Origin of the sequence: Pseudoalteromonas sp. 2CM41L (assembly GCF_023161905.1) — a bacterium.
Classification (GTDB): Bacteria; Pseudomonadota; Gammaproteobacteria; order Enterobacterales; family Alteromonadaceae; genus Pseudoalteromonas; species Pseudoalteromonas atlantica.
This window is the reverse complement of sequence record NZ_JALNTN010000001.1, coordinates 1-23,845: the sequence shown is the minus strand read 5'-3', so window position 1 is coordinate 23,845 and position 23,845 is coordinate 1. Positions and strand designations below refer to the sequence as shown.

At 41.2% G+C, this 23,845-nt stretch carries 21 protein-coding genes; 7 read left to right on the top strand and 14 right to left on the bottom strand.

Features of this window, described 5'->3' with window-relative positions:
• Positions 1–6 precede the first annotated feature (6 nt).
• The 4 genes from MTF64_RS00105 to MTF64_RS00090 all read right to left on the bottom strand — a co-directional run bounded on the left by MTF64_RS00105 (position 7) and on the right by MTF64_RS00090 (position 4,410).
• Positions 7–1,314, bottom strand: coding sequence for a DASH family cryptochrome (locus MTF64_RS00105; RefSeq protein ID WP_248450038.1), 1,308 nt, complete (start codon positions 1,312–1,314; stop codon positions 7–9).
• A 115-nt stretch (positions 1,315–1,429) separates the two neighbouring features.
• Positions 1,430–1,768: a transcriptional regulator gene (locus MTF64_RS00100; protein WP_248450037.1), complete on the bottom strand. Its 339-nt coding sequence runs from the start codon at positions 1,766–1,768 to the stop codon at positions 1,430–1,432.
• A gap of 156 nt (positions 1,769–1,924) precedes the next feature.
• Complete coding sequence (locus MTF64_RS00095; RefSeq protein ID WP_248450036.1) at positions 1,925–2,632, bottom strand: winged helix-turn-helix domain-containing protein; 708 nt, start codon at positions 2,630–2,632, stop codon at positions 1,925–1,927.
• Between the two features lie 50 nt (positions 2,633–2,682).
• On the bottom strand, positions 2,683–4,410 hold the full coding sequence (locus tag MTF64_RS00090) for a DUF885 domain-containing protein (protein WP_248450035.1): 1,728 nt from the start codon (positions 4,408–4,410) through the stop codon (positions 2,683–2,685).
• A 218-nt stretch (positions 4,411–4,628) separates the two neighbouring features.
• Here MTF64_RS00090 and MTF64_RS00085 point away from each other — a divergent pair, with 218 nt between their 5' ends.
• From MTF64_RS00085 to MTF64_RS00065, 5 genes are all read left to right on the top strand, one after another.
• On the top strand, positions 4,629–5,216 hold the full coding sequence (locus MTF64_RS00085; protein ID WP_248450034.1) for a DUF4202 domain-containing protein: 588 nt from the start codon (positions 4,629–4,631) through the stop codon (positions 5,214–5,216).
• 31 nt (positions 5,217–5,247) lie between these two features.
• A complete protein-coding gene (locus MTF64_RS00080) occupies positions 5,248–5,751 on the top strand; it encodes a zf-TFIIB domain-containing protein (RefSeq protein WP_248450033.1) in 504 nt (167 codons plus the stop codon).
• Positions 5,752–5,850: 99 nt separating this feature from the next.
• A complete protein-coding gene (locus tag MTF64_RS00075) occupies positions 5,851–6,609 on the top strand; it encodes a hypothetical protein (protein ID WP_248450032.1) in 759 nt (252 codons plus the stop codon).
• Positions 6,596–7,354, top strand: a complete 759-nt coding sequence (locus tag MTF64_RS00070) for a hypothetical protein (RefSeq protein ID WP_248450031.1) — start codon at positions 6,596–6,598, stop codon at positions 7,352–7,354. Before MTF64_RS00075 ends, MTF64_RS00070 begins: the two co-directional genes overlap by 14 nt.
• The gene (locus MTF64_RS00065) at positions 7,341–8,099 is read left to right on the top strand and encodes a hypothetical protein (protein ID WP_248450030.1); all 759 of its coding nucleotides are present in this window, start codon (positions 7,341–7,343) and stop codon (positions 8,097–8,099) included. The genes MTF64_RS00070 and MTF64_RS00065 overlap by 14 nt, the downstream gene beginning before the upstream one ends.
• A 229-nt stretch (positions 8,100–8,328) precedes the next feature.
• On the opposite strand, the gene der is transcribed toward MTF64_RS00065, so the two are convergent.
• The 9 genes from der to ndk all read right to left on the bottom strand — a co-directional run bounded on the left by der (position 8,329) and on the right by ndk (position 19,130).
• Entirely contained in the window at positions 8,329–9,795 is a 1,467-nt protein-coding gene (der, locus tag MTF64_RS00060; protein WP_004586988.1) for a ribosome biogenesis GTPase Der, read from the bottom strand.
• A gap of 74 nt (positions 9,796–9,869) precedes the next feature.
• Complete coding sequence (gene bamB / locus MTF64_RS00055) at positions 9,870–11,048, bottom strand: outer membrane protein assembly factor BamB (protein ID WP_004586989.1); 1,179 nt, start codon at positions 11,046–11,048, stop codon at positions 9,870–9,872.
• A gap of 10 nt (positions 11,049–11,058) precedes the next feature.
• Positions 11,059–11,679 (bottom strand): tetratricopeptide repeat protein, encoded by a 621-nt coding sequence (locus MTF64_RS00050; RefSeq protein WP_004586990.1) that lies wholly within the window; start codon positions 11,677–11,679, stop codon positions 11,059–11,061.
• A gap of 19 nt (positions 11,680–11,698) precedes the next feature.
• Positions 11,699–12,979, bottom strand: coding sequence for a histidine--tRNA ligase (hisS, locus tag MTF64_RS00045; protein ID WP_004586991.1), 1,281 nt, complete (start codon positions 12,977–12,979; stop codon positions 11,699–11,701).
• A 396-nt stretch (positions 12,980–13,375) separates the two neighbouring features.
• Positions 13,376–14,494, bottom strand: a complete 1,119-nt coding sequence (ispG, locus tag MTF64_RS00040; RefSeq protein ID WP_004586992.1) for a flavodoxin-dependent (E)-4-hydroxy-3-methylbut-2-enyl-diphosphate synthase — start codon at positions 14,492–14,494, stop codon at positions 13,376–13,378.
• A gap of 5 nt (positions 14,495–14,499) precedes the next feature.
• A complete protein-coding gene (locus MTF64_RS00035; RefSeq protein WP_248450029.1) occupies positions 14,500–15,396 on the bottom strand; it encodes a RodZ domain-containing protein in 897 nt (298 codons plus the stop codon).
• Positions 15,393–17,258: a type IV pilus biogenesis/stability protein PilW gene (gene pilW / locus MTF64_RS00030; protein WP_248450028.1), complete on the bottom strand. Its 1,866-nt coding sequence runs from the start codon at positions 17,256–17,258 to the stop codon at positions 15,393–15,395. The genes MTF64_RS00035 and pilW overlap by 4 nt, the downstream gene beginning before the upstream one ends.
• A gap of 126 nt (positions 17,259–17,384) precedes the next feature.
• Complete coding sequence (locus MTF64_RS00025; protein WP_004586995.1) at positions 17,385–18,515, bottom strand: bifunctional tRNA (adenosine(37)-C2)-methyltransferase TrmG/ribosomal RNA large subunit methyltransferase RlmN; 1,131 nt, start codon at positions 18,513–18,515, stop codon at positions 17,385–17,387.
• Between the two features lie 183 nt (positions 18,516–18,698).
• Positions 18,699–19,130, bottom strand: coding sequence for a nucleoside-diphosphate kinase (gene ndk / locus MTF64_RS00020; protein ID WP_004586996.1), 432 nt, complete (start codon positions 19,128–19,130; stop codon positions 18,699–18,701).
• Positions 19,131–19,347: 217 nt separating this feature from the next.
• Between ndk and yegQ the strand changes: the two genes are divergently transcribed.
• Together yegQ and MTF64_RS00010 are read left to right on the top strand one after the other, a co-directional pair.
• Complete coding sequence (yegQ, locus tag MTF64_RS00015; RefSeq protein ID WP_248450027.1) at positions 19,348–20,739, top strand: tRNA 5-hydroxyuridine modification protein YegQ; 1,392 nt, start codon at positions 19,348–19,350, stop codon at positions 20,737–20,739.
• Between the two features lie 659 nt (positions 20,740–21,398).
• A complete protein-coding gene (locus MTF64_RS00010; protein ID WP_248450026.1) occupies positions 21,399–21,791 on the top strand; it encodes a hypothetical protein in 393 nt (130 codons plus the stop codon).
• A gap of 1,001 nt (positions 21,792–22,792) precedes the next feature.
• Here the strand turns inward: MTF64_RS00010 and MTF64_RS00005 are convergent.
• On the bottom strand, positions 22,793–23,647 hold the full coding sequence (locus MTF64_RS00005; RefSeq protein WP_248450025.1) for a hypothetical protein: 855 nt from the start codon (positions 23,645–23,647) through the stop codon (positions 22,793–22,795).
• Positions 23,648–23,845 lie beyond the last annotated feature (198 nt).

Sequence of the window (23,845 nt, the reverse complement as noted above, 5' to 3'; positions counted from 1 at the left end):
ATTGGCTTAAATAGGCCAATCTACTTCGTTTAAGTGATCGAGCTGCTGTGTTTTATTACTGTGCCCGTGCCATTTATTGGTGTAATTACCATTTGGATCAAACTGCGCCGTTTGCTTTTGTATATTAAAGTGGCGGCCGCCACGCGGGTCAACCCCCACACCGGCTATGTATTGCCAGTTGCCCCAGTTTGCTGCTACATCGTAATCAATCAATTGTTGCTCAAAATAGGCTGCGCCGTATCGCCAATCAAGGGCAAGCTCGTTTACTAAACAGCTTGCTGCAATTTGCCTTGCTCGGTTTGAAATGTAACCCGTAGTGTTTAGTTCTTCCATAATGGCATTTACAAGCGGGTAAGGCGTTGTGCCGTTACACCAAGCAGCAAAGCGTGTAGGTGTAAAAGTAGTAAGCGGTTTAGTTTGTTTTTGCCCTTTAAAGCTAAACAGGCTGTTACCTGCTTTAAGTGCGTGCCATTTAAAATACTCTCGCCATAGCAATTCAAATTTAATCCAGTAACTAGACTCGTTTGCCGTGTTGCTTTGCTCGTAATTTTCTACTGCTTTGTAAACTTGTTTTGCACTTAAACAACCAAAGGCAAGCCAAGTACTAAATTTGGTGGTGTTGTTAAAGCCATCAAGTTCGTTGCGAGTCGTTTTATAAGTACTTGGCATTGCGCCTGCAAAATACTGTTTTAAATGAGCTTGCGCGTTGTTAAGCCCGCCATGCATTACGCCTTTATTTGTTATACGTTCTATAGGTGTTTTTGCGCATAAAGTTATTGGCTTAGGCAGCAAGCCGTTTGGCAAAGTTGTTGGTGTAATAGGGCTATTAGCTGCCTCTACCTTTTTACGAAACGGGGTAAAGTGTTTAGGTAATTCGCTTAAATCAAAGGGGAGGTCACTTTGCTTAAAGAGCGTGTCTTGCTGCGACCCTGTAAATTGTGTATTGGGGCAATGTGCTTTGAGTAAGTTTATTTGGCGTTGCTCGTACACGCCAAATTGTTCGCTGTATACAACTTCATCAATATTTTGCTCATTAATACGCGCTTTTAAAAGCGATACGGGTTCTCCCTCAAGCACATGCAGGGTTTGCCCGCGCTCAATAAGTGCTTGTTGTAGTTCGTACAAGCTTTGCATTAAAAACTGCTGCTTATGTATGCCGTAAGGTTTTTGTTGGTAGTTATTATTTTTAAACCAGTGCGGGTTAATAACAAATACAATATCAAGCGCGCATTGCTGCAACATAAGGTCACTAAAAATTGGGTTATCGGTTAGGCGTAAATCGTTTTGTAGCCAATATAAAATGCGTTTGCTCATACTTATGCTCTGGTTTTTGTAATCATTAAGTCTACGAAGCAAAAGCGGGTAGGGATTGATTTTCACTTGTATTTAATTAAGAAAGGATGAGCAAGTGTGACTTGCTCATCTAGGTTTACTTAAGAGATTGAGTGGCTTGGCGTATATTTTCAGATATATAGGCAATTAAATAAACAAAAACAGTGAGTGGTAAACCAAATATAAATAAGGCAATTTTGTACTTATTAGCAACAGTTGATTTAGGTAAGGTAATTGCAAAGCAAACGCTCATGGCTAACCAAAATAAAGCTAAAAGTGTTGATATGTTTGATTGAGGGTTAGATAAATCACAAGTGCCAAATGAAATACTGGCAATAGATGCGTTACCTATTTCTATACACTCGTTGCTGTTAATAAGGCTTAATGTAATTACTGTTATGATTAATACTAGTAATAGAGGTAATAAGTGTTTCATATTTTCTTCCTTAATTATTTAATTTTATGGGTCGCTCTATAGCGCCTAAACAAAATTAAATCGATTGGCAAAAAATAACGATAACAAAGCCATTAACTAGTTATTATAAAGTTATAACCATGGTATTACCTTGGTTATAACTTTTATAAGTCATTACTATTCAATAGGTTGTGTTTTTACTTCAGCTATAAGCTGATAACCTCGTTTCATTACAGACTTTATATATTTGGGGTTTTTTGTGTCGTTATCGTTAAGGGCTACACGTAGTTTGCTAATAACTCGTCTAACTGCGGTATCGGTTACTATTTGATTCTCCCATACATTGTTGTGTAACTCTTCAAGGCTAACTATTCTTGGCTGTTGTTCTATTAAATAGCTAAGTACCTGCATGCATTTAGGCTCTAATGTGTAGAGGTTATCTTCTTTAATTAAGGACTGCTGCAGACTGTCAAAAGTGTACTCGCCAATTGTTAGCTGATTAACACTCGGCTTTTCAATAACAGGTTCTGCGCAAACATGGTTAGCTTGGGTTTTATTTGCTGCTGGGTTTGAATATTTTTTATAAACGCGAGATACCATCATTCCAGTTAAATTCATTAAAAGCACTAGCGGGCTGAGTGGAAATGCACAAAGGAAAAGTAAATACTTAAACCCCACGTGTATATTTGGCTTATTAAGCATTTGCCCAAATAACACATTTAAAAGCATCCATATAATAAAATAAGGCGTAAGGGAAATTGAATCAGTTTGCTCCCCACAAACGCCATATTTTACGCCCTCTATGTAGTTTGATGCTTCTAAACAAAACGCATTAGCTTGGCTGCTAAATAAAATGAATGATATAAAAATAAGTAGGTGTTTCATTAAAAAGTCCGTTTAGAAAGAGGCGGAAAATAATACCGCCTTCATTAATGTTAAATAGCCGATTTTTGTTTTTCTATCCAATCGTTTATAACGTCTTCAAGCACTGCCATAGGCAATGAGCCTTGGCCAATAACAGTGTCGTGAAAGCTGCGTATATCAAATTGAGCACCAAGCTCTTTTTCGGCTTTTGCGCGCAGTTCGCGTATTTTTAGCTCGCCCATTTTGTACGAAAGCGCTTGGCCTGGCCATGAAATATAACGATCTACCTGATCTTCCACCGCACTTTGTGGTAAAGCAGTGTGGCTGGCTAAGTAATCAATTGCTTTTTGGCGGCTCCAGCCAAAGGCATGAATACCGGTATCAACCACTAAGCGCACTGCACGCCACATTTCGTAGCCTAAACGGCCAAAATCGCTGTACGGGCTTTGATAAAAACCAGCTTCTTTGCCTAAGCGTTCTGTGTATAGTGCCCAACCTTCGCCAAATGCAGAGTGGCTAAGTGTGCGTCTAAATTCGGGTACATTTAGCTCCATAGCAATGGCGTTTTGTAAATGGTGCCCGGGTATGGCTTCGTGCAGACTAAGTGCTTCTAAATTATATAAAGGCTGCAGTTTAGGTGTTGAGGCTAAAAAATAAGTGCCTGGTGAGCGGTTATCTGGTGGTGGCATATAAAACGCACCACGACTTGCTGAGCCCTTAATAGTAAAGGTGTTACGCGGTAAGTGGCCAAAGTAAGTGGGCAATTTGCCATACATTTTTTGCGTTATAAACGCGGTTTTTTCTAGCAAGTCTTGCGCGTCTTTTGCGTAAAATTGCTCATCGGTTGCTAAAAATTCTAAAAACTCACTATAGGTGCCATCAAAGCCTACTTCATCAATAATATTTTGCATTTGCGCCTTAATACGCGCGACTTCTTTAAGGCCTAGTTGGTGTATTTGTTTAGGTGTGGCGTTTGTTGTGGTGTAGTAATTAACCGTGTACTTGTAGTAATCAAGCCCGCCTTTAACGCTTGCTATGCCCGGCTGCGCTCTACAATGTGGCATATAGTCATTTTCAAAAAAGTCGTAAAAATGCTGATACGCAGGAATTACTTTATTTTTAATTACGGCTTGGGCTTTTTGTTTTAAGTTTGATTTTTGCGATGCACTAAAGGTATTAGGTATACGCGTAAAGGGCTCGTAAAGGGCGCTGTTTTCGGGGTTTTTAACTATGTGCGCGCTAATGCTTTGGCTGTAATTTTCAAAGGTTTTACAGTAATGGGTAAATCCTGTTTTTATCCCTTCTTTCATTAAATCAATATTTTGCTGATTAAAGCGCGGGTAGTCGGCAAGGCTGATTAAAAATGCGTTGTAATCATCAGCTGTTAAAAAAGCCATATTAGCGGGTGCTTCTGCAAAGTAGGTATGCCAGCCACTTAAAAAATTTACCGGAAAATACTTATCTTGATAAAGGTAGCTTTGCTTCTCGGTTTCTCGCTCATATTTAAATAAGCGGTAGTTCATTAGCTGATCCTTGTTGAGCGTTTTAGGGTCAATGTTGGCTAAGCTTTTTAATACGCTGTTGTTATAAGTTTGGCGCTTTGCAATGGCTTGCTCGCTCCAATTTGGTAATGTGCCGTTTGGTTTCCAACCGTCTGGATCGGTTCGAAAAAATATTTTTTCAGCTTTGGCATTTTGCCAGTGGTTATCAATAATGGTTTTTAAATCGCTGTTACTGTCGGCAAGGCATGATAGCGAGGTGGCTGCTAAGCAAATAGCTAAGATACATTTTTTAAACATAATGTTCCGTTATTGGCGAGTTAGTCGCGCTTTTTTATTTTAATTTGTGCTCAATATAGTACCAAGTTAACTTTATTAATGCGCTTAATTTTATAACCTGTATTAATTGGCTTTACTTTTTGATTGAACAAATTTCACCGCTGAAGTGAGTGGGGCACTAGTTTATTGTTTTATCAGCGTTTAGAATGATTAAAACTTATTATAAAAAAATGACCGTCATGTTTAATAAAGTAATCGCCTTAATTGATGAAGCAAACAACCAAGACCCAAACAGTGAGCAATTTAATGGGGAGAGTGTTCCTAAAGAGTATTTATACTCACAGCGTATGAGCGGTATGCTTAGCCGTTTTAACCCCGATGCTGACGAGCTTATGCAAATTGCAGTGCGTGGGCAGCATATACAACGTTGGAAGTCGCCGCGTAGCGACTTTGCAATGAACAAGCAGGGCTATCATCAATGGCGCAGTGCGCTTTATATATTTCATGCCAGTAGCGTTGTTGCGCTTATGCAGCAAGCTGGGTACAGCGATGCTGAGCAAAACAGAGTGTACGATGCAGTTGCTAAAAAAAATATTAAACGTAACCCTGATAGCCAATTAGTAGAAGACGTAGCAAGCCTGGTATTTATTGAGCATTACATGCTCGGGTTTGCTAATAGTAAGCCTGATTACGATGAGCAAAAATGGATAGGTATTATTCGCCGTACATGGCAAAAAATGTCAGACGACGCGCATGAGTTTGTACTTGCAGGTAATATTACATTACCAGCGCCGCTTGTTGGGCTTATTCATAAAGCGCTTGAGTAAAAGAACATAAATAAATAAAAAGGAATTTTAAATGTATTGTCCTCGTAGTAATACGCCACTTGAACCTTTACTTGTTGGCGGCATTACTGTTTTTACGTCAGCGCAAGGCGGCGTATTTTTTGATAACAGCCAAATTTTTAAGTTTAGCTCGCCTGAGTTAAAGCATGGTCAGGTTCTACTTAAGTATTTGAGTAACTATACCGAAGGCGAGGGCGAAGTCTCATCGCGAGTAAATTGCCCAAAGTGCCCAAGCATAGTAATGATGCGCCGGTTTTTTTCACCGCTCAAAGTGGTTGAGATAGACGAGTGCCCAGGTTGCGCTGGCATATGGCTTGATAGCGGCGAGCTTGCAAAAATACACGAAAACCATTTAACACCCAAAGAGCGAAAGCTGTTAGCCCACGAAATGGCCACCAATCATGGGTTTATATCTATTAAGCCGCCAAAATCTAAGTATTACCCCAAAGCGCCTAAAAATAGCCAAGACACCACCGTTGAGCGGCTGGTGCAATTAGCATTACTTAACTTTGAATAATAAAATAGTCTCGAACGCTACATTAATTTTAAGCACGCAGGTGCTGCTAATAAAAGCATTACTTGCAAGAATAAATTTTAAAACCAAGGAAGGCTGAGTATGAAGGATTATAAGCGTAAAGTAGCACTGCAATTTTACTGTGTGCTACTGGCGTGTTTTTTGACAACAAGTTGCACTACGGTATTCGATAAAGCGCATGGCTATCGTGGGCCCATTGTTGTGACGATTGAAACAGAGGATGGCTCAGTGCCAGAATTGCCTTTTTTGATAAAGTCGGCCTATTCAGAGTCGTGTGGTCACAGTAGTTGTGGTATTGATTTTGGTTATAAATATTTTAAAACTGCCTATGCTAATGAGCCAATTACCTTCCCACGGGAGCGTTTGGATTTATTACAGCCCAACGCCTATGCATCGATTGAGTTTACGGTTACCCATCCTAATTATCACCACAGAGGATTTCCGCGAGGTTTTGCGCCCACCGATGCTGATGACCCTATTCATGTCACGTTTACCGTTAAGCCGTTTACTGAACAAATGGAAAAAGTAGCTGGCTGGGCGACAGGCCCTAAGCAAGACATGCAAAACTTTACACCTGATAGCAGGGAATATAAAAAAGCAGACATTCGGTATCGCCAAGCGCGCTTTAATTTAGGAAAGACGATTAAAAGACACATTACGGTGATCAAAACTTTTTACTTACCTCATTTCTCACAAACTATGCAGCAACGGGTGATTGAAAAGTATCAACCGATTTTTAGAGCCTGGTATTACGGCGTACCTGAAACGGATTGTTGGGATATGGTTGACTGTAGAAAGCAAATTTTAAAACCAAGGGAAGCTGAATATGAAGGATTATAAGCGTAAAGTAGCACTGCAATTTTACTGTGTATTACTGGCGTGTGTTTTGACAACAAGTTGCACTACGGTATTCGATAAAGCGCATGGTTATCGTGGGCCCATTGTTGTGACGATTGAAACAGAAGATGGCTCAGTGCCAGAATTTCCTTTTTTGATAGAGTCCGTGTATACAGAGTCGTGTGGTCATAGTAGTTGTGGCATAGACTCCGGTTATAGATACTTTAAAACCACGCATGCTAATGAGCCAATTACCTTCCCACGGGAGCGTTTGGATTTATTACAACCCAATGCCTATGCAACAATTCTTTTTAAGGTTACTCATCCTAATTATCACTACAATGTATTTACGCGAGGCTTTGGGCCCACCGATGCTGATGACCCTATTCATATCACGTTTACCGTTAAGCCGTTTGCTGAACAAATGAATAAAGTAGCTGGCTGGGCGACTGGCCCTAAGCAAGACATGCAAAACTTTACACCTGATAGCAGGGAATATAAAAAAGCAGACATTCGGTATCGCCAAGCGCGCTTTAATTTAGGAAAGACGATTAAAAGACACATTACGGTGATCAAAACTTTTTACTTACCTCATTTTTCAAAACGTATGCAACAACGGGTGATTGAAAAGTATCAACCGATTTTTAGAGCCTGGTATTACGGAGTACCTGAAACGGATTGTTGGGATATGGTTGACTGTAGAAAGCAAATTTTAAAACCAAGGAAGGCTGAGTATGAAGGATTATAAGCGTAAAGTAGCACTGCAATTTTACTGTGTATTACTGGCGTGTGTTTTGACAACAAGTTGCACTACGGTATTTGATAAAGCGCATGGCTATCGTGGGCCCATTATTGTGACGATTGAAACAGAGGATGGCTCAGTGCCAGAATTGCCTTTTTTGATAAAGTCGGCCTATTCAGAGTCGTGTGGTCACAGTAGTTGTGGTATTGATTTTGGTTATAAATATTTTAAAACTGCCTATGCTAATGAGCCAATTACCTTCCCACGGGAGCGTTTGGATTTATTACAGCCCAACGCCTATGCATCGATTGAGTTTACGGTTACCCATCCTAATTATCACCACAGAGGATTTCCGCGAGGTTTTGCGCCCACCGATGCTGATGACCCTATTCATGTCACGTTTACCGTTAAGCCGTTTACTGAACAAATGGAAAAAGTAGCTGGCTGGGCGACTGGCCCTAAGCAAGACATGCAAAACTTTACACCTGATAGCAGGGAATATAAAAAAGCAGACATTCGGTATCGCCAAGCGCGCTTTAATTTAGGAGATATGATCACAAGACACATTACGGTGATCAAAACTTTTTACTTACCTCATTTCTCACAAACTATGCAGCAACGGGTGATTGAAAAGTATCAACCGATTTTTAGAGCCTGGTATTACGGCGTACCTGAAACGGATTGTTGGAGTATGGTTAAATGTAGAAAGCAAATTTTAAAACCAAGGGAAGCTGAATATGAAGGATTATAAGCGTACTGATCTGCAATAATACTTAATCATTTTGCGGAGCTAAATATGTCGCTCCCTGCGTTAAAAATTCTCATTTTGAACCACTAAATAGCGAATTTTTTGCCTAGCTATCAACACGTTTTTCAAATCTCAAAATAGATCACTTAATTAAGCTAATTGGTATAAAGCATAAAAAACGGCGTACTAAAAAGTACGCCGTTTTTTTGTAATAAATTAACACTTATGCAGTTTATTTATTACGGTTTTCTTTGGCAAAGGCACGTATTTTACGTTTTTGCGAAAGCGTTACTTTATTAGTACGCCCTGCAAATGGGTTATCACCTTCTCTAAATTCAATTTTGATTGGGGTGCCCATAATTTTAAGCGCTTTACGGTAGTAGTTCATCAGGTAGCGTTTGTAGCTATCGGGTAAATCGTGAACTTGGTTACCGTGAATTACAATACGTGGCGGGTTATAACCACCGGCATGCGCATATTTAAGCTTAACACGACGACCACGAACAAGTGGCGGTTGATGATCGGCCTGTGCCATGTCCATAATACGGCGTAGCATTGCGGTGCTAATACGTTTAGTTGCTGACTCGTACGCTTCATCAACCGATTCAAATAAATGGCCAACACCTGTACCGTGAAGTGCAGATATAAAGTGTAAGCGTGCAAAGTCAATAAAGCCTAAACGGCGATCAAGCTCTGTTTTAATGCGATCTTTAACGTAATCATCAAGCCCATCCCATTTGTTCACGGCAATAACCAATGAACGACCTGAGTTAAGCGCAAAACCTAATAAGCTTAAGTCTTGATCAGAAATACCATCGCGAGCATCAACAACCAGTAATACAACGTTTGCATCCTCAATGGCTTGAAGCGTTTTAATTACTGAGAACTTTTCAACTACGTCGCTTACTTTTTTACGCTTACGAACACCTGCGGTATCTATTAAAATATATTCTTTGTCGTTACGGGTCATCGGAATATAAATAGAGTCGCGGGTGGTGCCTGGCATATCGTATACAATTACACGTTCTTCACCGAGTATACGGTTTGTAAGTGTAGACTTACCTACGTTAGGGCGACCAATAATAGCCAGTTTTACTGGTTTATCGGCAAACGCTTGGTGGTCTGTATCGTCGCCTTCTGCTTCTTGATAAAGGTCGATTAACTCTTCATCGTCATCAGCAACGTCTTCATCTAGTGCTGCAAGCTCTGCAATTACAGGCTGTAAAGTGTGCTCTAAAAGCTGTGTAATACCACGCCCATGTGCTGCTGCAATATGGTGAATATTACCTAATGATAATTGATAAAATTCTGCACAGTTTGAGTCGGCGTCAATGCCATCTGTTTTGTTGGCAACCACAAAGCTTTTTTTCTCTTGCTTGCGCAAGTGATTAGCAATGGCTTGGTCAGCAACGGTCATGCCTACGCGGGCATCAACCAAAAACAACACAATATCGGCTTCTTCAATGGCAAGTAACGACTGGTCGGCCATTTCGGTTTCGATGCCTTCTTCAGAGCCATCAATACCACCCGTGTCTACCACGATAAATTCATAGCCATCGTAATTAGCTTGGCCATATTTTCTATCTCGTGTTAAACCTGGAAAATCGGCTACGAGTGCATCACGAGTACGTGTTAAACGGTTAAATAATGTGGATTTGCCCACATTGGGTCGCCCAACTAGAGCGATCACGGGAAGCATAAACTACCTCTTTAAAAAACAACAAAAGGCTTCGCAGTGCGAAGCCTTACAAAAAACCTTTAAGTGTTAGCTAGTTAGTTAGGGGTGTTTACCACACTAACTTCACCATCACGGGTGTATAAAATTAGCTTGTCGTCGGCTACAACCGGCTCAACAAAAAAGCCTGAGCTGTCAAATTCTTCACGAGATACTAACTCGCCAGTGTCTTTGTTTAGCCAATGTAGGTTACCTTCTTGGTCACCTAAAGCTAAGTGGCTACCTGCAACTGCAGGGCCTGTTAGGTACCAACCACGTAGAGCGGGTTGGCTCCAACGTTCAATACCTGAATTTTTATCTAATGCGTAAATTACGCCTTCGCTATCTACTAGGTAAATAGTTTGTGCATCCATCGCTATTTCGCGGTAGCTGCTGTATTCACGTTTCCATACAACATTGCCTGAGCGAATATCTACCGCTGCTAGGTTACCGTTGTATGCAATAGCATAAGCGTAAGGGCCGCTAATAATTGGTTGTGTGTCTACATCAACTAAGCGCTCAAATTCTGATGCGCCTTTAGCAACGGCAATTTCTGCACTCCATGCTGAATAACCGCTCTCAGAAATGAGTACACTTAATTTACCTGTTTCTAAGCCTACTAACACACCACCGTTTGCAACTGTTGGCGAGCTTTGGCCACGCAATGTAAGCGGTGGTACTTCTTGTTCAAAGTTCCAGCGTTCTTCGCCTGTATCTGGGTGCAGCGCTAATAGTTTACCCGAACCTAAATTAACAAAAATTAGGCCATCGCCCGCAGCTGGTTTTGATAACGCTTCGCCTGGCACATTTTTACGCCATACTTCTTCACCCGTTTCGCGGTCAAGGGCAATAATAAATCCGTGCTCAGAGCCTACGTAAATTTTACCATAAGCTTGTAATATACCGCCTGATAATTTTGCTGTGCCGTTATCTGACCATGGCCAAAACGATAAATCTTCACGTACGTCGGTTTCCCATAACGTGTCGCCATTGGTAAGCGAAAGCGCTTCAATTTGGCCTTCGCGGCTAGCTACATAAATAGTGTCTTTGTATACAGCAGGCGATAAGCGAGAAAAATAATGTTCTACACCACTGCCAACCGACTCTTGCCACACTACGTCTGTTTCAAATTGATTAACAATTTCAGGAAGTACTAACTCGTCTTCGTCATCACTTGATGAACAACCCATTAGCGTTGCCATGCACAGTGCGAGAGTTGCTGTTGTTATTTTTTTCATACCTAAAACCTTATGCCGCTGGGCTAGTTACTGCTAGGTCGTCTAATTTAATTTGTAATAAAGGGTTTGTTGTTAAACCGCCTGCATCGGCAGCTGCTTGATACGCAGTGCGAGCTTGGTCTTTATTACCTTGTGCAATGTAAATATCGCCTTTTAGCTCAGCTACATTGGCGTTATATGCCTCTGGTAGTGGCGAGTTTAATGTACTTAGGGCTTCGTCAAATTTACTTTGCGCAAGTTGAATACGTGCTAAACGCGTAATGGCAATGGCTTTAAGCTCTTCGCTTTGGGCGTTTGTCACAATCCAGCTAAGTTTTTCGCTAGCAAGGTCTAATTTTTTTGCATCAACAGCGTCTTTTGCCGCAACAAAAGCGGCTAAAGTTGCATAGCTTGTGTCTTGGTTGTTTTTAATGAATGTATCGGCTGCGCCAAGTACATCGTCACTTTGTACAAGTGTTGTATATTCGTCAGACGCTTGCTCAGCAGTTGTAATTTGGTTTTGGTTGTATGCTTTCCAACCGTATAAGCCGCCTAAACCTACAATTACACCTAGCGCAAGTGAAATACCGTTTTCGCGAAAAAAGCGCTTAATGGCTTCTGCTTGTTGTTCTTCTGTTGAATAAATGTCCATTATTACCTCTTAAGTTAGCTTAGCTATTGATAAGCTCAGCTAATAGCGCTTTAGCTTGTTCTAATTCTAGTGTGACTTGCTCTTTACGCTCACGTAAATACTTTATGGTCACAACGCCTTTTTCTAATTCATCTTCGCCAATAATAACAGCCACTAGTGCATCGCTTTTATCAGCTCGTTTTAGTTGTTTTTTAAAGTTACCGCCGCCGGCATGCACCATAACGCGTAAACCGGGTACGTCGCTACGCAGTTGCGCTGCTATGGCAGGGGCTTGTACGCTGGCTTTGTCGCCCATTGCCGCTAAATATACATCAGCATTGCGGCGAATGTCACCTACACACTCAAGTGCTTGGAGTAACAGTACTAAGCGCTCTAGACCCATAGCGAAACCAACTGCGGGCGTTGCTTTGCCGCCAAGTTGCTCAACTAAGCCATCGTAGCGTCCGCCAGCACACACTGTACCTTGTGCACCTAGGCTATCTGTTACCCATTCAAATACTGTGCGGTTGTAGTAGTCTAAACCACGTACTAACTTTTCATTAACCGTGTATATGACGCCAGCTGCGTCTAAACGTTCACATAAATTTGCAAAATGTTCTTTTGATTCAGCATCTAAATGCTCTGACAATTTAGGCGCATCCACTAAGATTGCTTGCACGTCTGGGTTTTTGCTATCAAGTACACGTAATGGGTTTGAGTACATACGGCGCTTTGAATCTTCATCAAGCACGTCGGTATGCTGTTCAAGGTAGGCAACGAGTGCATCGCGGTAATCAGCACGTGCTTCGTTTGAGCCTAACGAGTTAAGCTCTAAACGTACGTGTTCGTTAATGCCAAATGCTTTCCATAATTGCGCGGTAAGTAAAATAACTTCTGCGTCTATATCGGCTGTGGCAATACCAAATGTTTCTAAACCAAATTGGTGAAACTGACGGTAGCGGCCTTTTTGAGGGCGCTCATGACGAAACATCGGGCCCATGTACCACAGGCGCTGTTCTTGGTTATAAAGCAAGCCATTTTGGTTACCTGCACGTACACACACTGCGGTGCCTTCTGGGCGAAGGGTTAGCATGTCGCCGTTACGATCGGCAAAGGTGTACATTTCTTTTTCTACTATATCGGTTACTTCACCAATAGAGCGTTTAAATAAGTCGGTTGATTCTACAATAGGAAAACGAATTTCTTGATAACCGAACGATGCTACTGTCTCGCGTAAAATGTTTTCTACTTTCTGCCAAACTTGCGTGTCGCCCGGCAGACAATCGTTCATACCGCGAACTGCCTGAATTTGTTTTGCCACTGATAAATCCTAATTACTGTTTATGTGTAATAAAAAAATGCTTACACAACAAGAATGCTAAAAATTGACCCGTCATTATATACCCAAATGACCCCATGATGCGAGCGTCGTTTGAATTAAAAGCGATTTAGGCAAGGCATTGATTGAAAGTAATAGTGGTTCTATTGTTAAAATCAATAACGCAGTATAAATCGCTTTTAAACCAACCCGTTGGGCTGTTCACAGACACTTACTCTCATCGTTGTTACTTTTTAAAAGGGATCGCCATTCTTGTAAAGTAACGCCTTGATATTAAGAGCCTGTGAAACGCTGAATTCTGTATCTTGGGGTCGTTTGGGTATCCTCTAGCTATAAAGGTAAACGCCAAACAACGTGGTTTGGCGCTTTATACGGTATTTATTCGACTATTTTAATGTCGATAGGTGTTTGCTGCTCTTTTTGAGCAATAAAGTCGCGCACGTAGCCTTCAAGCTGGTCAACAATGTTGTTGTTATCAATACGCGCTTTTTGACGCTCGCCATTAATGTATAAACCTGAGCGGCGGTTTGCACCGGCAAGGCCAATATCACTAACTAGGGCTTCGCCTGGGCCGTTAACGACACAGCCAATTACCGAAACAGACATTGGCTCAACAACATCTTCTAGGCGCTCTTCAAGCTGGTTCATGGTGCTCACTACATCAAACTCTTGACGTGAGCAGCTAGGGCAGGCAATAAAGTTAATACCGCGAGAGCGTATACGCAGCGATTTTAAAATATCAAAACCTACTTTGATTTCTTGAACTGGGTCGGCAGCAAGTGATACACGTAGCGTATCGCCAATACCTTCGGCAAGTAACATGCCTAAGCCTACAGCCGATTTAACCGAACCTGAGCGCATGCCGCCGGCTTCGGTGATCCCTAAATGCAGGGGTTGATCTATTTCTTTAGCAAGTAAACGATAAGCGCCTACAGCTAAAAATACGTCTGATGCTTTTACCGATATTTTAAATTGGTCAAAATCAAGGCGGCGTAATATATCTACATGGCGCATTGCTGATTCAAGTAATGCCTCGGGAGTTGGCTCGCCGTATTTTTCTTGTAGGTCGCGCTCTAATGAGCCGCCATTTACACCAATACGAATAGGAATATTATGCTCACGTGCTGAGTCTACAACGGCTCTAATACGCTCTTCACTGCCTATATTTCCTGGGTTTATACGTAGGCAATCTACGCCGTATTTTGCCACTTTTAACGCTATGCGGTAATCAAAGTGAATATCGGCTACAAGCGGTATACTAACTTGCTCTTTTATACTTTTAAACGCTTCTGCTGCATCCATAGTAGGTACAGATACACGCACTATATCGGCGCCGGCATCTTGTATTGCTTGGATTTGCGCTACCGTGGCATCTATATCCATGGTGTCGGTATTGGTCATCGACTGTACGGCAATAGGGGCACCGTCACCAATAGGCACGTTGCCTACATTGATGCGTGTTGATTTTCTGCGTTTAATTGGAGATTCTGAAAACATAGCGACTACTCTGCTAATGGTAATTTAAATTTGGCTAAACGATTTTTAGGATAACCAGAAATATCAACTGGCTCGCCGTTTAGAGAAACACTAACTACGTCGTGCTTACCCAGCACAACTGAAAAAGGCGGGGTACCGCTTACAGCCATTTTATAGCCTGCTTTTTTTACGCCAAATGCAATGCGCTCACCTTCGCCATCGTGTATTTCTACCCAGCTCTCATCGTTAAACACCATGTTAATTGTACTGGTGTTACTTTGCGAGTCGGGCTCGTTAGTGGCTGTTTGGGTGCTAGCGGCAATAGGCGCCGTGGCATTAACGGCTTCACTTAAGGGGACTTGTTCAGCACTTATAGGCATTACAGCCGGTGTGCGCTCAACTGCCTGCGTTGCTTGCATTTGCGAGGGGCTCTCGCTTTCGTTATTTAGCGCGTTGTTATTTTGCTGGTTATCTAAAATTGAATTTTCAATATTGATTGTGCTTGTTTGCTCATCGATAGGCGTAGCATTTTGCCAAAACCATAAGGCAGATGAGCCAATAACAATGGCTAAAATAATGTAGCTCACCAGCATTAGGCGGCTGTCGTGGGCTTCTTTTTCTGTGCGGCGCGAAAAGCTTTGCATGTTAGCCGGCTTTGTAGGCTCGGGCGGTGCAGGCAATTTAGCTAATATAGGGGCGCTATCGACGTGTAGTTCACGGCAATAGTTTTTAATGTAGCCTTTTACAAAGGTAATAGGGCCTAACGTTTGGTACTGATCGCTTTCTAAGCGTTGCAGCTGAGAAATAGAAAGCTTAAGTGGGCCAGTAAGTGACTCTAAGCTTACATTCGCTTGCTCTCTGTGCGCTTTTAATAGTTGCCCAACACTTGGCTCATCGCTTTGTTGCGTAGTTTCTTCTGTCATAATAGGTACGAATTTGGATCCACTAGTAATAGTCTGTGCCCAGGTGTAAGTTCTATATCTGGGCTTAATTTATTCCATCGCATTAATTCATCAATTAATACATGCCGCTGGGTAGCTATGTCGTAAAGGGTATCGCCAGCTTTAATCTCGTAATAAATATTAGGATCGTTTAAATAAATTTTACTTCCGTTGATAACACGATCCGACTCCTTTAGACCATTCCACTGCAGGAGTTTTTGTAGTTTAACATTGTATCGCACTGAAATGCTAAATAGGTTTTCACCAAACTCAATAATATGAAAAGGCACCTTTAAAGGGGGGACTTTTGGATTAAGCATGGGGGGCTCTTGTTTTACACTTGGTTGGTAGTTTTTCAGTGTAATGTCGTTACTGTCGCTGTATGGGTTATTACTAAATACCGCACTGTCTTTTTTAGCCTCATAAAATACTACCGAATTATTTAAGCCCGTATTTTGTGGGCCATTTGCAGCAGGGCGTGTATTTTGTGGGGTGTTAAAGTTAGCTTGTTTTGGCGCACCAAATGAAATTATTTTTACTTCGTCATCATCTTTGGGTGTTTGTTTAGCGACGGCTTTTGGCGGCTCAGCTGTGGGTGTAGACGTTTGTTGCGCTTGGTGATCCGTTGTTAAAGCCAAAAGCACCGCTGCGGTATCTGTATTAGATTCTGCAGGCGCAGATGTTGTAGTTGCTACTTGGGCAGTATTTGTTACGGTTGGAGCCGCTGCCGCAGCTGGCACTACTGCTTTTGTTGTTGTAACTACTTCAGCCTGCGTTGGTTGAGCCGCTGGCGTGAAAGTGGCAGCGTCATCATTTTGCTCAGCTACGGTTTTTTGTTTGTTTGCTGCGGCAATGGTTGCCTGTGCTTTTGCCGTCTCATTTAATACTGGGCTTGAAGGCTCAACCCCTGGAGAAATTAAGCTGGTCGAATTATCGGTAGTTGGGCGCTTTTTACGGATAATTTTAATTTTTGGTTGCTCAACACTGATTTGCTCTTCGCCATACTGCTCTTGAAGCTCCTTGAGTTGCGCTTTACGGTATTTTTCGCGCAGTATTTCAAACTCAGTTTGTTTAGTTCGATTATCACGAATAGCATAGGCTTGCTTACTTGTTGGGTAAGTTTGCATTATGGTGGCGGCAATTTTTTCTGCTTCTTCTATTCTGCCCATGCGCTGCTTAATTAAATAACCAAGCAATAAAGCCCGTGCAGACACTCGGCCGGTGTCGTCATGGCGCTTTAATACTTCGCTGGCTTTATGTAAATCGCTTTTAGCATAAAAAAGGGCGGCTAAGCTTATTAGGGTCGATGTACGTTGCGAGCTGTGATTAAGTGCTTGTTTAAAGTAACTCTCAGCATTTTCAAAGTCGTTAAATTCTATGGCACATAATGCAAGGTTTTCGTAGCTTTCGGCAACGCGAATATAGCTTGGAATATCAATTGCTTTTAAAAATTGATCGGTCGCGCGGTCATACTCTTCAATACTACATAAAAACACACCGTAGTTATTAAGCGTGTTTGGATCGTCAGGCTTAATTGCTAATGCTTTTTGATAGGCTTTATCGGCACGCTCTTTTTCGCCTACTTGTTGGTAATAATAAGCAAGAGAGTAATGTACTTCAGGTAGGTTTGGGGCAAATTCTATAGCTCGCTCAAGGTTATACTTTGCTTGCGAGTTGTTGCCAGTTTCTAAGTATTGTAAAGCGAGGGCGATACGAGTGCGTGCTGCGCCTGCATTATTGATTTTGTTTTCGACGACGGGTTTGTCACTGCCGTTATAACTACTTTCACTTACGCACCCTGTAAGGGCAAGTGTTGAAAGTGTTAAAGCAAGTAAAGATCGCATTACCTTGTCTCTGTTTTTCTATCCATAGCGCCTATCTTACCTAAAACCCTTAGTGTTGCATCATTTATTTAAAAATAAACAACTTAACCACCCTGCATAGGAAATATACGCAGGGTGGTTACAGGCTTATGCTTGCTGGATATTTACGCTAATTGCGTTATCGTCGCGCATTTTCTTTTTCGCCATACGTTTAGTACGGTCAACAACATCGCCGGCTAATTGCCCACAGGCGGCGTCAATATCGTCACCACGAGTACGACGAACAATACACGTAATACCCGCAGCTTGTAAAACCTTAGAAAAACGGTCAATACGGCTGTTGCTAGAGCGTGTGTATTCGTTACCCGGGAACGGGTTAAACGGAATAAGGTTAACTTTAGAAGGTGTACCTTTAAGCGTTTTAACCAGCTCATGTGCTTGGTCGGTGCTGTCGTTAACGCCATTTAGCATAACGTATTCAATGGTCACGTCTTTATTTGCTTTAGAGCCATCGATATAACGACGACACGCGGCTAAAAATTCTTCAATTGGGTACTTTTTATTAATTGGTACAAGTACGTCACGCAGTGCGTTATCGGGTGCGTGAAGTGAAATAGCAAGTGCTACGTCTATTTTTTCTTTTAATAAATCAAGGGCAGGTACAACCCCTGAGGTACTTAATGTTACGCGGCGCTTAGATAAGCCAAAGCCCCAGTCGTCCATCATTAGTTCCATTGCCGGCACTACGTTTTTAATATTAAGTAGGGGCTCGCCCATACCCATCATTACTACGTTGGTAACAGGGCGTTTTTCGCTGTTGCCATCAAGGCCTATGTCTTTAGCTACACGCCAAACTTGGCCAATAATTTCAGACACTTTAAGGTTACGGTTAAAGCCTTGTTGCGCAGTTGAACAAAACGTACACTCAAGGGCACAACCGACTTGCGAAGATACACACAAGGTGGCGCGGTCTTTTTCTGGGATCCATACAGCTTCAACTTCTTGGCCGCCATCAAGCACTAATGCGTACTTAATTGTGCCGTCGCTTGCTTGCTGGCGAACAGAGATTTCTGGCGCAACAATTTCGCATTCGTTTTTAAGCTTTTCTTTAAGCTTTTTATTAACGTTGCTCATGTCGTCAAAGTTATCAACGCCAAAATGATAAATCCATTTCATCACCTGGTCGCCACGAAATGGCTTTTCACCGAATGATACAAATAGCTCGCGCATTGCATCTCGGTTTAAATCTAATAAGTTAATCTTTTTTTGCTCGGTCATGAAACAACCTCAATCGGTGACGGTGGAGATAAAATTTACAAGGGCGAATTGTACACAATTCACCCACTTTAATCATTAAGTAAAATATCAAAATGCACTTAAGGATACTTTACGTAATGACTAAAAAAGGGCTCGAAAGCCCTTTTCTTACTTTGCATTACAGCGTTAACTGTAAAACTCGAATTAACGAGTACGTGGGCAAAGCTCTTCGTCAGCGAAGAAGTACGCGATTTCGCGAGCAGCAGATTCAACAGCGTCAGAACCGTGAACAGCGTTTTCGTCGATGCTATCAGCGTAGTCTGCACGTAAAGTACCAGCTAGTGCTTCAGCAGGGTTAGTAGCACCCATTATTTCGCGGTTTTTAAGAACAGCGTTTTCGCCTTCAAGAACGGTAACCATTACTGGACCAGATGTCATGAAAGATACTAAAGCACCGAAGAAAGGACGCTCGCTGTGCTCTGCGTAGAAACCTTCAGCTTTCTCTTTTGAAAGGTGAACCATTTTAGCTGCAACGATTTTAAGACCCGCAGTTTCGAAACGGTTGTAGATTGCGCCGATGTGGTTTTTTGCTACTGCATCAGGTTTTACGATTGAGAAAGTACGCTCTAAAGCCATCTTTATGCTCCAATAATTTTTAAATAAAAGTGTGAATATTTACGGGCGCGAATTATACGCGTTTTAATTGAAAAAACCTAATTTTATTAAAAACCAGTTTGGTTGCAGTTTTATGATCTTGATCAAAAGCACAATGTTTGTCGCATTTATAATGCCGCGCTTGTAAATTAATTAATCATGTAACCGACGTGTACTCGGTTAGCTGTATGGAGCGCATATGCCAGCTGTTTCTTCTGTAACCTCTTTTATTCCTGAACTGTTATGCCCTGCGGGGAGTTTAAAAAATATGCGCTACGCCTTTGCATATGGAGCCGATGCCGTTTACGCCGGCCAGCCTCGCTACAGTTTGCGGGTACGTAATAATGAGTTTGATTTAGAGACATTACAAATAGGGATTAATGAAGCCCATGCGCAAAATAAAAAGTTTTATGTGGTTTCAAATATTGCTCCGCATAACGCAAAGGTTAAATCGTATTTACGTGATATAGAACCAGTGATTGCTATGGGACCCGATGCGCTGATTATGTCAGATCCTGGGTTAATTATGCTGGTACGAGAAAAGTGGCCAGCCATGCCTATTCACCTATCGGTGCAAGCAAATGCAGTTAATTATGCAAGTGTTCAGTTTTGGGCAAAACAAGGTATTGAGCGAGTTATTTTATCGCGGGAGCTCTCGCTTGAAGAAATAAAAGAAATACGCACGCTATGCCCAAATACTGAGCTTGAGGTGTTTGTACATGGCGCTTTATGTATGGCGTATTCAGGGCGCTGTTTACTCTCGGGTTATATAAATAAGCGCGACCCTAACCAAGGCACCTGCACGAATGCCTGCCGCTGGAATTACGATGTAAAACCGGGCGTTGAAAACGAAACGGGCGACATGGTGCATAAAATTGACCCTAACCAAGTTATACCAAGTCTCGGTGAAGGTGCGCCAACAAATAATATTTACATGCTTGAAGAGCAAGGGCGCCCAGGGGAGTATATGCCAGCCTTTGAGGGTGAACACGGCACCTATATTATGAACTCAAAAGATTTGCGCGCTGTGCAATACGTAGAGCAGTTAACAAAAATGGGCGTTCATAGTTTAAAAATAGAAGGGCGTACTAAATCATTTTATTATGTAGCGCGCACCGCGCAGGTATACCGTAAAGCCATAGATGATGCGGCCTCGGGTAAACCATTCGATACTCACTTATTCAAAACACTTGAGAACTTAGCGCATAGAGGCTACACCGAGGGCTTTTTAAAGCGCCATGCCCACCAAGATTATCAAAACTATGAATACGGTCACTCGGTATCAACTAAGCAGCAATTTGTTGGGGAAGTAATAGGGCGCTATGCTGATGGTTTAGTTGAAATAGAGGTAAAAAATAAATTCTGCGTTGGGCATTCTTTAGAGCTTATGACACCACAAGGGAACATTATTTTTGAACTTGAATATATGCAAAACAAAAAGGGCGAAAATATTACCGATGCCAAAGGCTCTGGGCATCACGTTAAAATTCGATTAGATACACGCATTAATTTAGAGCATGCAATATTAATGCGAAATTTAGATGAGCACCAAGATACCCGCAACCCCTATAAAAAAGTAGCAAGTGAGTAAGCGCTAGCATGGCACTATTTATAAATAATAAATGCATTAACTGCGATGGTTATAAGGCTTCTAATTAAATCTTTATAAAACAAGGTGTTGCTTTGTCGTGCTATGGTTTGTGCTACGATTTTATGTAATTCGTCAGCACTTGGTTAGTATCTAAAAAGCAGCCTTAAAAAGCAAATTGTATTAACTGAATAGTTGAAAATTTTAGACTTGTAGAGTCTTTGAATCTTAGATTTGTGTTTTGTAGGTTATAGAATTAATTTGGAAAAGATAATTGGTAGTTAACAAAAGTAAAACTTAGATTTTTCTTTTTTAATCCTCAAAATAAAGTGCCTTTTAGGTAACATTAAGCTGTATTTTAGGCCTTAAAGTGACTTATAGGTCACTTTAACTGCCGACGGTTACAACCAAAAGTTTTGTATTGTTTTTACTTAATCTATTTTTTTAGCTTGTTTAACAAGCCTAATTAAAATTATGCTCAACACAGCAGCCGGTAATAACCATATAAAATCACTCATCTTAAATTCTCAATATTTGAAACAGTACCTTAACCTTAACGTTTTTGATATGTTTTGCAAATTTACGTCGTTTATCTATTACCTTTCAATTTTTCTCCTGACTTATGCCTAGTTAGTTTTAGGACAAATTAACCAGGAAAAATCATGAAAGACCAAAAATTACCGTTTATTCGCCAATATGTACGCGCCAGTCAGTCACCGTGGGATGACAGTTCAACTATTTTGCTATTAGCTGACGTTATTGATAAGCAAGCACTAGAGCTGGGCTTCACCAATTACGTTTATTTACACCGAGATAGCGCAGGGAGTGTTTTGGGTATTAGTATTTCTCAACAGTTATTAGCTGCTAACCCTGAGTTCTTACAGAGGTATTTGGAAGGGGTTGAGATGTATGCTTTTTTACTCATACATATTGAAGACATAACAAATTTTTGCAGCTTGTTTAGTGCAGAATTTGAGCAGCTATTTATGATAAAACCCAGTGAGTATTTTGCAGCTGCAGAAGATAGTTGGTTACGGTTAATAGAAAGCTCATAAACTCTGGCGAGCCTCTGGGCTCGTTTTCTTATACTTAAAAATTAGCTTCTAATTAAGTTTAATTTTACTTTTCTTTGCCGTGCTTCATCGCGATATATGCAAAGCCAATAGTGAGGACTATCGCTGGAAAAATCATCATTAAAAATTCAGTCATAACTACTCTCCGACTATAAGTTTTTATTAATAATAATGTTTGACGCGTACTTTGCAAGCACGGATATTTTTTCTTTTAGAAAGTTGCCTTAGCGCAATAGAAAAGAGTGACTTGAAACATATTGAAAATATACAAACCCTAAGTGAACTACTCGGTACGCTTTGTAATTCCCTTTCTGCGGAGTTAATTATTAATGTAAAGCCACAACATACCTGCATATCCATTACCCCAAAAAATTGCACTCAGCTTGTCGCTATGCAAGCTACATAATCTGAAGAGCTAATAGGTGATTCACTGCACATCAAATGAGCTTTGTCATGCTATCTACTGAGTAGATGGTTGTGCAGGGGGAGGGCAATATAGCGATTGACCTGGCGGTAGGGCACGAATGCGTTGTCTTAATCGCATAATGTAACCTGACAAAATAATAAAGAGAGCGAACTTAGTTTGCTCTCTTTTATTTTTGTGATTGGTTTTTAAAGCAAGGCAAAAGCCTAATAAATCCTCTGTTATGTACTTATATAAGGTGACAAGGACAAAAAGGACAATAGCTATGACTAAGAAGAAATGGATTGAGTTTATTGCTAACGCTATAGCAGAGGTATTCAGTATGTTTGGCTTTATATTTATCGCCTTCGGTTGGCTTTACTATGAGGGGCTAATAAATAAAACCTATTTAGTATTACCTACTATACAATCCTATACGCTCACTTTGGCGGCTTGCTATATAGGGCATTTAACATTCAAAACAATTGCGCTGTATTGTAGCCGCAATAAAAAACACTAAAGCATCGGATGATGCTTTTTTTGTTGGGGTAAACATTTTATTCCACGTTTATATTTCGGCTTATGAGTAAAATAACGCTGTAATTTCATCACAAAATTTTGTGCGATACACAATCGCAGATTGTAGTAATGCAACATCTTCAGGAGGCATAAATGGTTGTTGGGTCTTCTTATTTATGCGCTCGGGGAGTGCATCCATCAACTGAGTGTGCAATCTTTTTATATCATCAAATATTTGCGCAGATTGTGAAAATATAAATACCTGTTGGTAATGGCCTGCTTTAAGTGAGGCGAGATATTTGAGCAGGATAGTCTGACGCGTCGATTTACTTTTAAATGAGTTTTCAATTTCGATGGCAACGACGGTTTTATCTGGTAATACGGCCACACCGTCTACAATTCGCGCACTGCTTTGGTTATATAATCGTTTAAATTCTGGCTCAGATAAAAATCCTGTCCATAGGGGTCTATAAACGCCATCAGAGGTATGGTTATGTAATCCGCGCAGAGCAATAAATGCATTCATTAAGTCGTGCATTATGTGGTTGTGGTTAACCTGCAGTGCGGGGTTTGATTTTGAGCGAATGTAAGTACTAATGCTGGTTTGCTCCTGTGCGTATTTAGCTCCTGAGTAAGTTGGAATATAAACCCGCCCATCAGGGCTTCTGTGTGTAGGGACCATAGTTAACAGCTTTTCATCTACTAACTTATTTAAATGGGCAAGTGCTTGAGGTTGACTAATATTATAGAGCCAGCGAATAATCACTGGCGCGACAATAGAAAACCTGACCGCAATAAGGACTGTTAGAGCAGTCCGGTTCATACCTTTTTGATAGTTGTTAGCACCTGCGTTATATCGCATATCAATGTCAAAATAGCGGGCGTATTGGTGAGTACAGTCGTTATCGTTTTGCATTCGTGTTCACTAAATCAGGAGTCATAATTTATATAACTCCCGAGTATGCGAAATTGACTGCTTATTTAGCGCGAACCATCAAAAATTGCCCATCGTTATATATATCACCAAACGCGATACTTGTAGTGGTCAACTAATTTTGGCCACAGTTTTAGAATCTTGGTATCTAACCTCAGATTCATTTGGCGCTAAACCAGC

What these genes read in the sequence shown, in the direction of transcription:
- MTF64_RS00050 (WP_004586990.1), bottom strand. Translation starts at nt 11,679, where the DNA reads ATGGACATTTATTCAACAGAAGAACAACAAGCAGAAGCCATTAAGCGC.
- der (WP_004586988.1), bottom strand. Translation starts at nt 9,795, where the DNA reads ATGCTTCCCGTGATCGCTCTAGTTGGGCGACCCAATGTGGGCAAATCC.
- yegQ (WP_248450027.1), top strand. Translation starts at nt 19,348, where the DNA reads ATGCCAGCTGTTTCTTCTGTAACCTCTTTTATTCCTGAACTGTTATGC.
- MTF64_RS00005 (WP_248450025.1), bottom strand. Translation starts at nt 23,647, where the DNA reads ATGCAAAACGATAACGACTGTACTCACCAATACGCCCGCTATTTTGAC.
- bamB (WP_004586989.1), bottom strand. Translation starts at nt 11,048, where the DNA reads ATGAAAAAAATAACAACAGCAACTCTCGCACTGTGCATGGCAACGCTA.
- MTF64_RS00095 (WP_248450036.1), bottom strand. Translation starts at nt 2,632, where the DNA reads ATGAAACACCTACTTATTTTTATATCATTCATTTTATTTAGCAGCCAA.
- MTF64_RS00010 (WP_248450026.1), top strand. Translation starts at nt 21,399, where the DNA reads ATGAAAGACCAAAAATTACCGTTTATTCGCCAATATGTACGCGCCAGT.
- MTF64_RS00070 (WP_248450031.1), top strand. Translation starts at nt 6,596, where the DNA reads ATGAAGGATTATAAGCGTAAAGTAGCACTGCAATTTTACTGTGTATTA.
- MTF64_RS00035 (WP_248450029.1), bottom strand. Translation starts at nt 15,396, where the DNA reads ATGACAGAAGAAACTACGCAACAAAGCGATGAGCCAAGTGTTGGGCAA.
- MTF64_RS00065 (WP_248450030.1), top strand. Translation starts at nt 7,341, where the DNA reads ATGAAGGATTATAAGCGTAAAGTAGCACTGCAATTTTACTGTGTATTA.
- MTF64_RS00075 (WP_248450032.1), top strand. Translation starts at nt 5,851, where the DNA reads ATGAAGGATTATAAGCGTAAAGTAGCACTGCAATTTTACTGTGTGCTA.
- MTF64_RS00090 (WP_248450035.1), bottom strand. Translation starts at nt 4,410, where the DNA reads ATGTTTAAAAAATGTATCTTAGCTATTTGCTTAGCAGCCACCTCGCTA.
- MTF64_RS00080 (WP_248450033.1), top strand. Translation starts at nt 5,248, where the DNA reads ATGTATTGTCCTCGTAGTAATACGCCACTTGAACCTTTACTTGTTGGC.
- MTF64_RS00100 (WP_248450037.1), bottom strand. Translation starts at nt 1,768, where the DNA reads ATGAAACACTTATTACCTCTATTACTAGTATTAATCATAACAGTAATT.
- pilW (WP_248450028.1), bottom strand. Translation starts at nt 17,258, where the DNA reads ATGCGATCTTTACTTGCTTTAACACTTTCAACACTTGCCCTTACAGGG.
- MTF64_RS00025 (WP_004586995.1), bottom strand. Translation starts at nt 18,515, where the DNA reads ATGACCGAGCAAAAAAAGATTAACTTATTAGATTTAAACCGAGATGCA.
- MTF64_RS00085 (WP_248450034.1), top strand. Translation starts at nt 4,629, where the DNA reads ATGTTTAATAAAGTAATCGCCTTAATTGATGAAGCAAACAACCAAGAC.
- ispG (WP_004586992.1), bottom strand. Translation starts at nt 14,494, where the DNA reads ATGTTTTCAGAATCTCCAATTAAACGCAGAAAATCAACACGCATCAAT.
- MTF64_RS00105 (WP_248450038.1), bottom strand. Translation starts at nt 1,314, where the DNA reads ATGAGCAAACGCATTTTATATTGGCTACAAAACGATTTACGCCTAACC.
- ndk (WP_004586996.1), bottom strand. Translation starts at nt 19,130, where the DNA reads ATGGCTTTAGAGCGTACTTTCTCAATCGTAAAACCTGATGCAGTAGCA.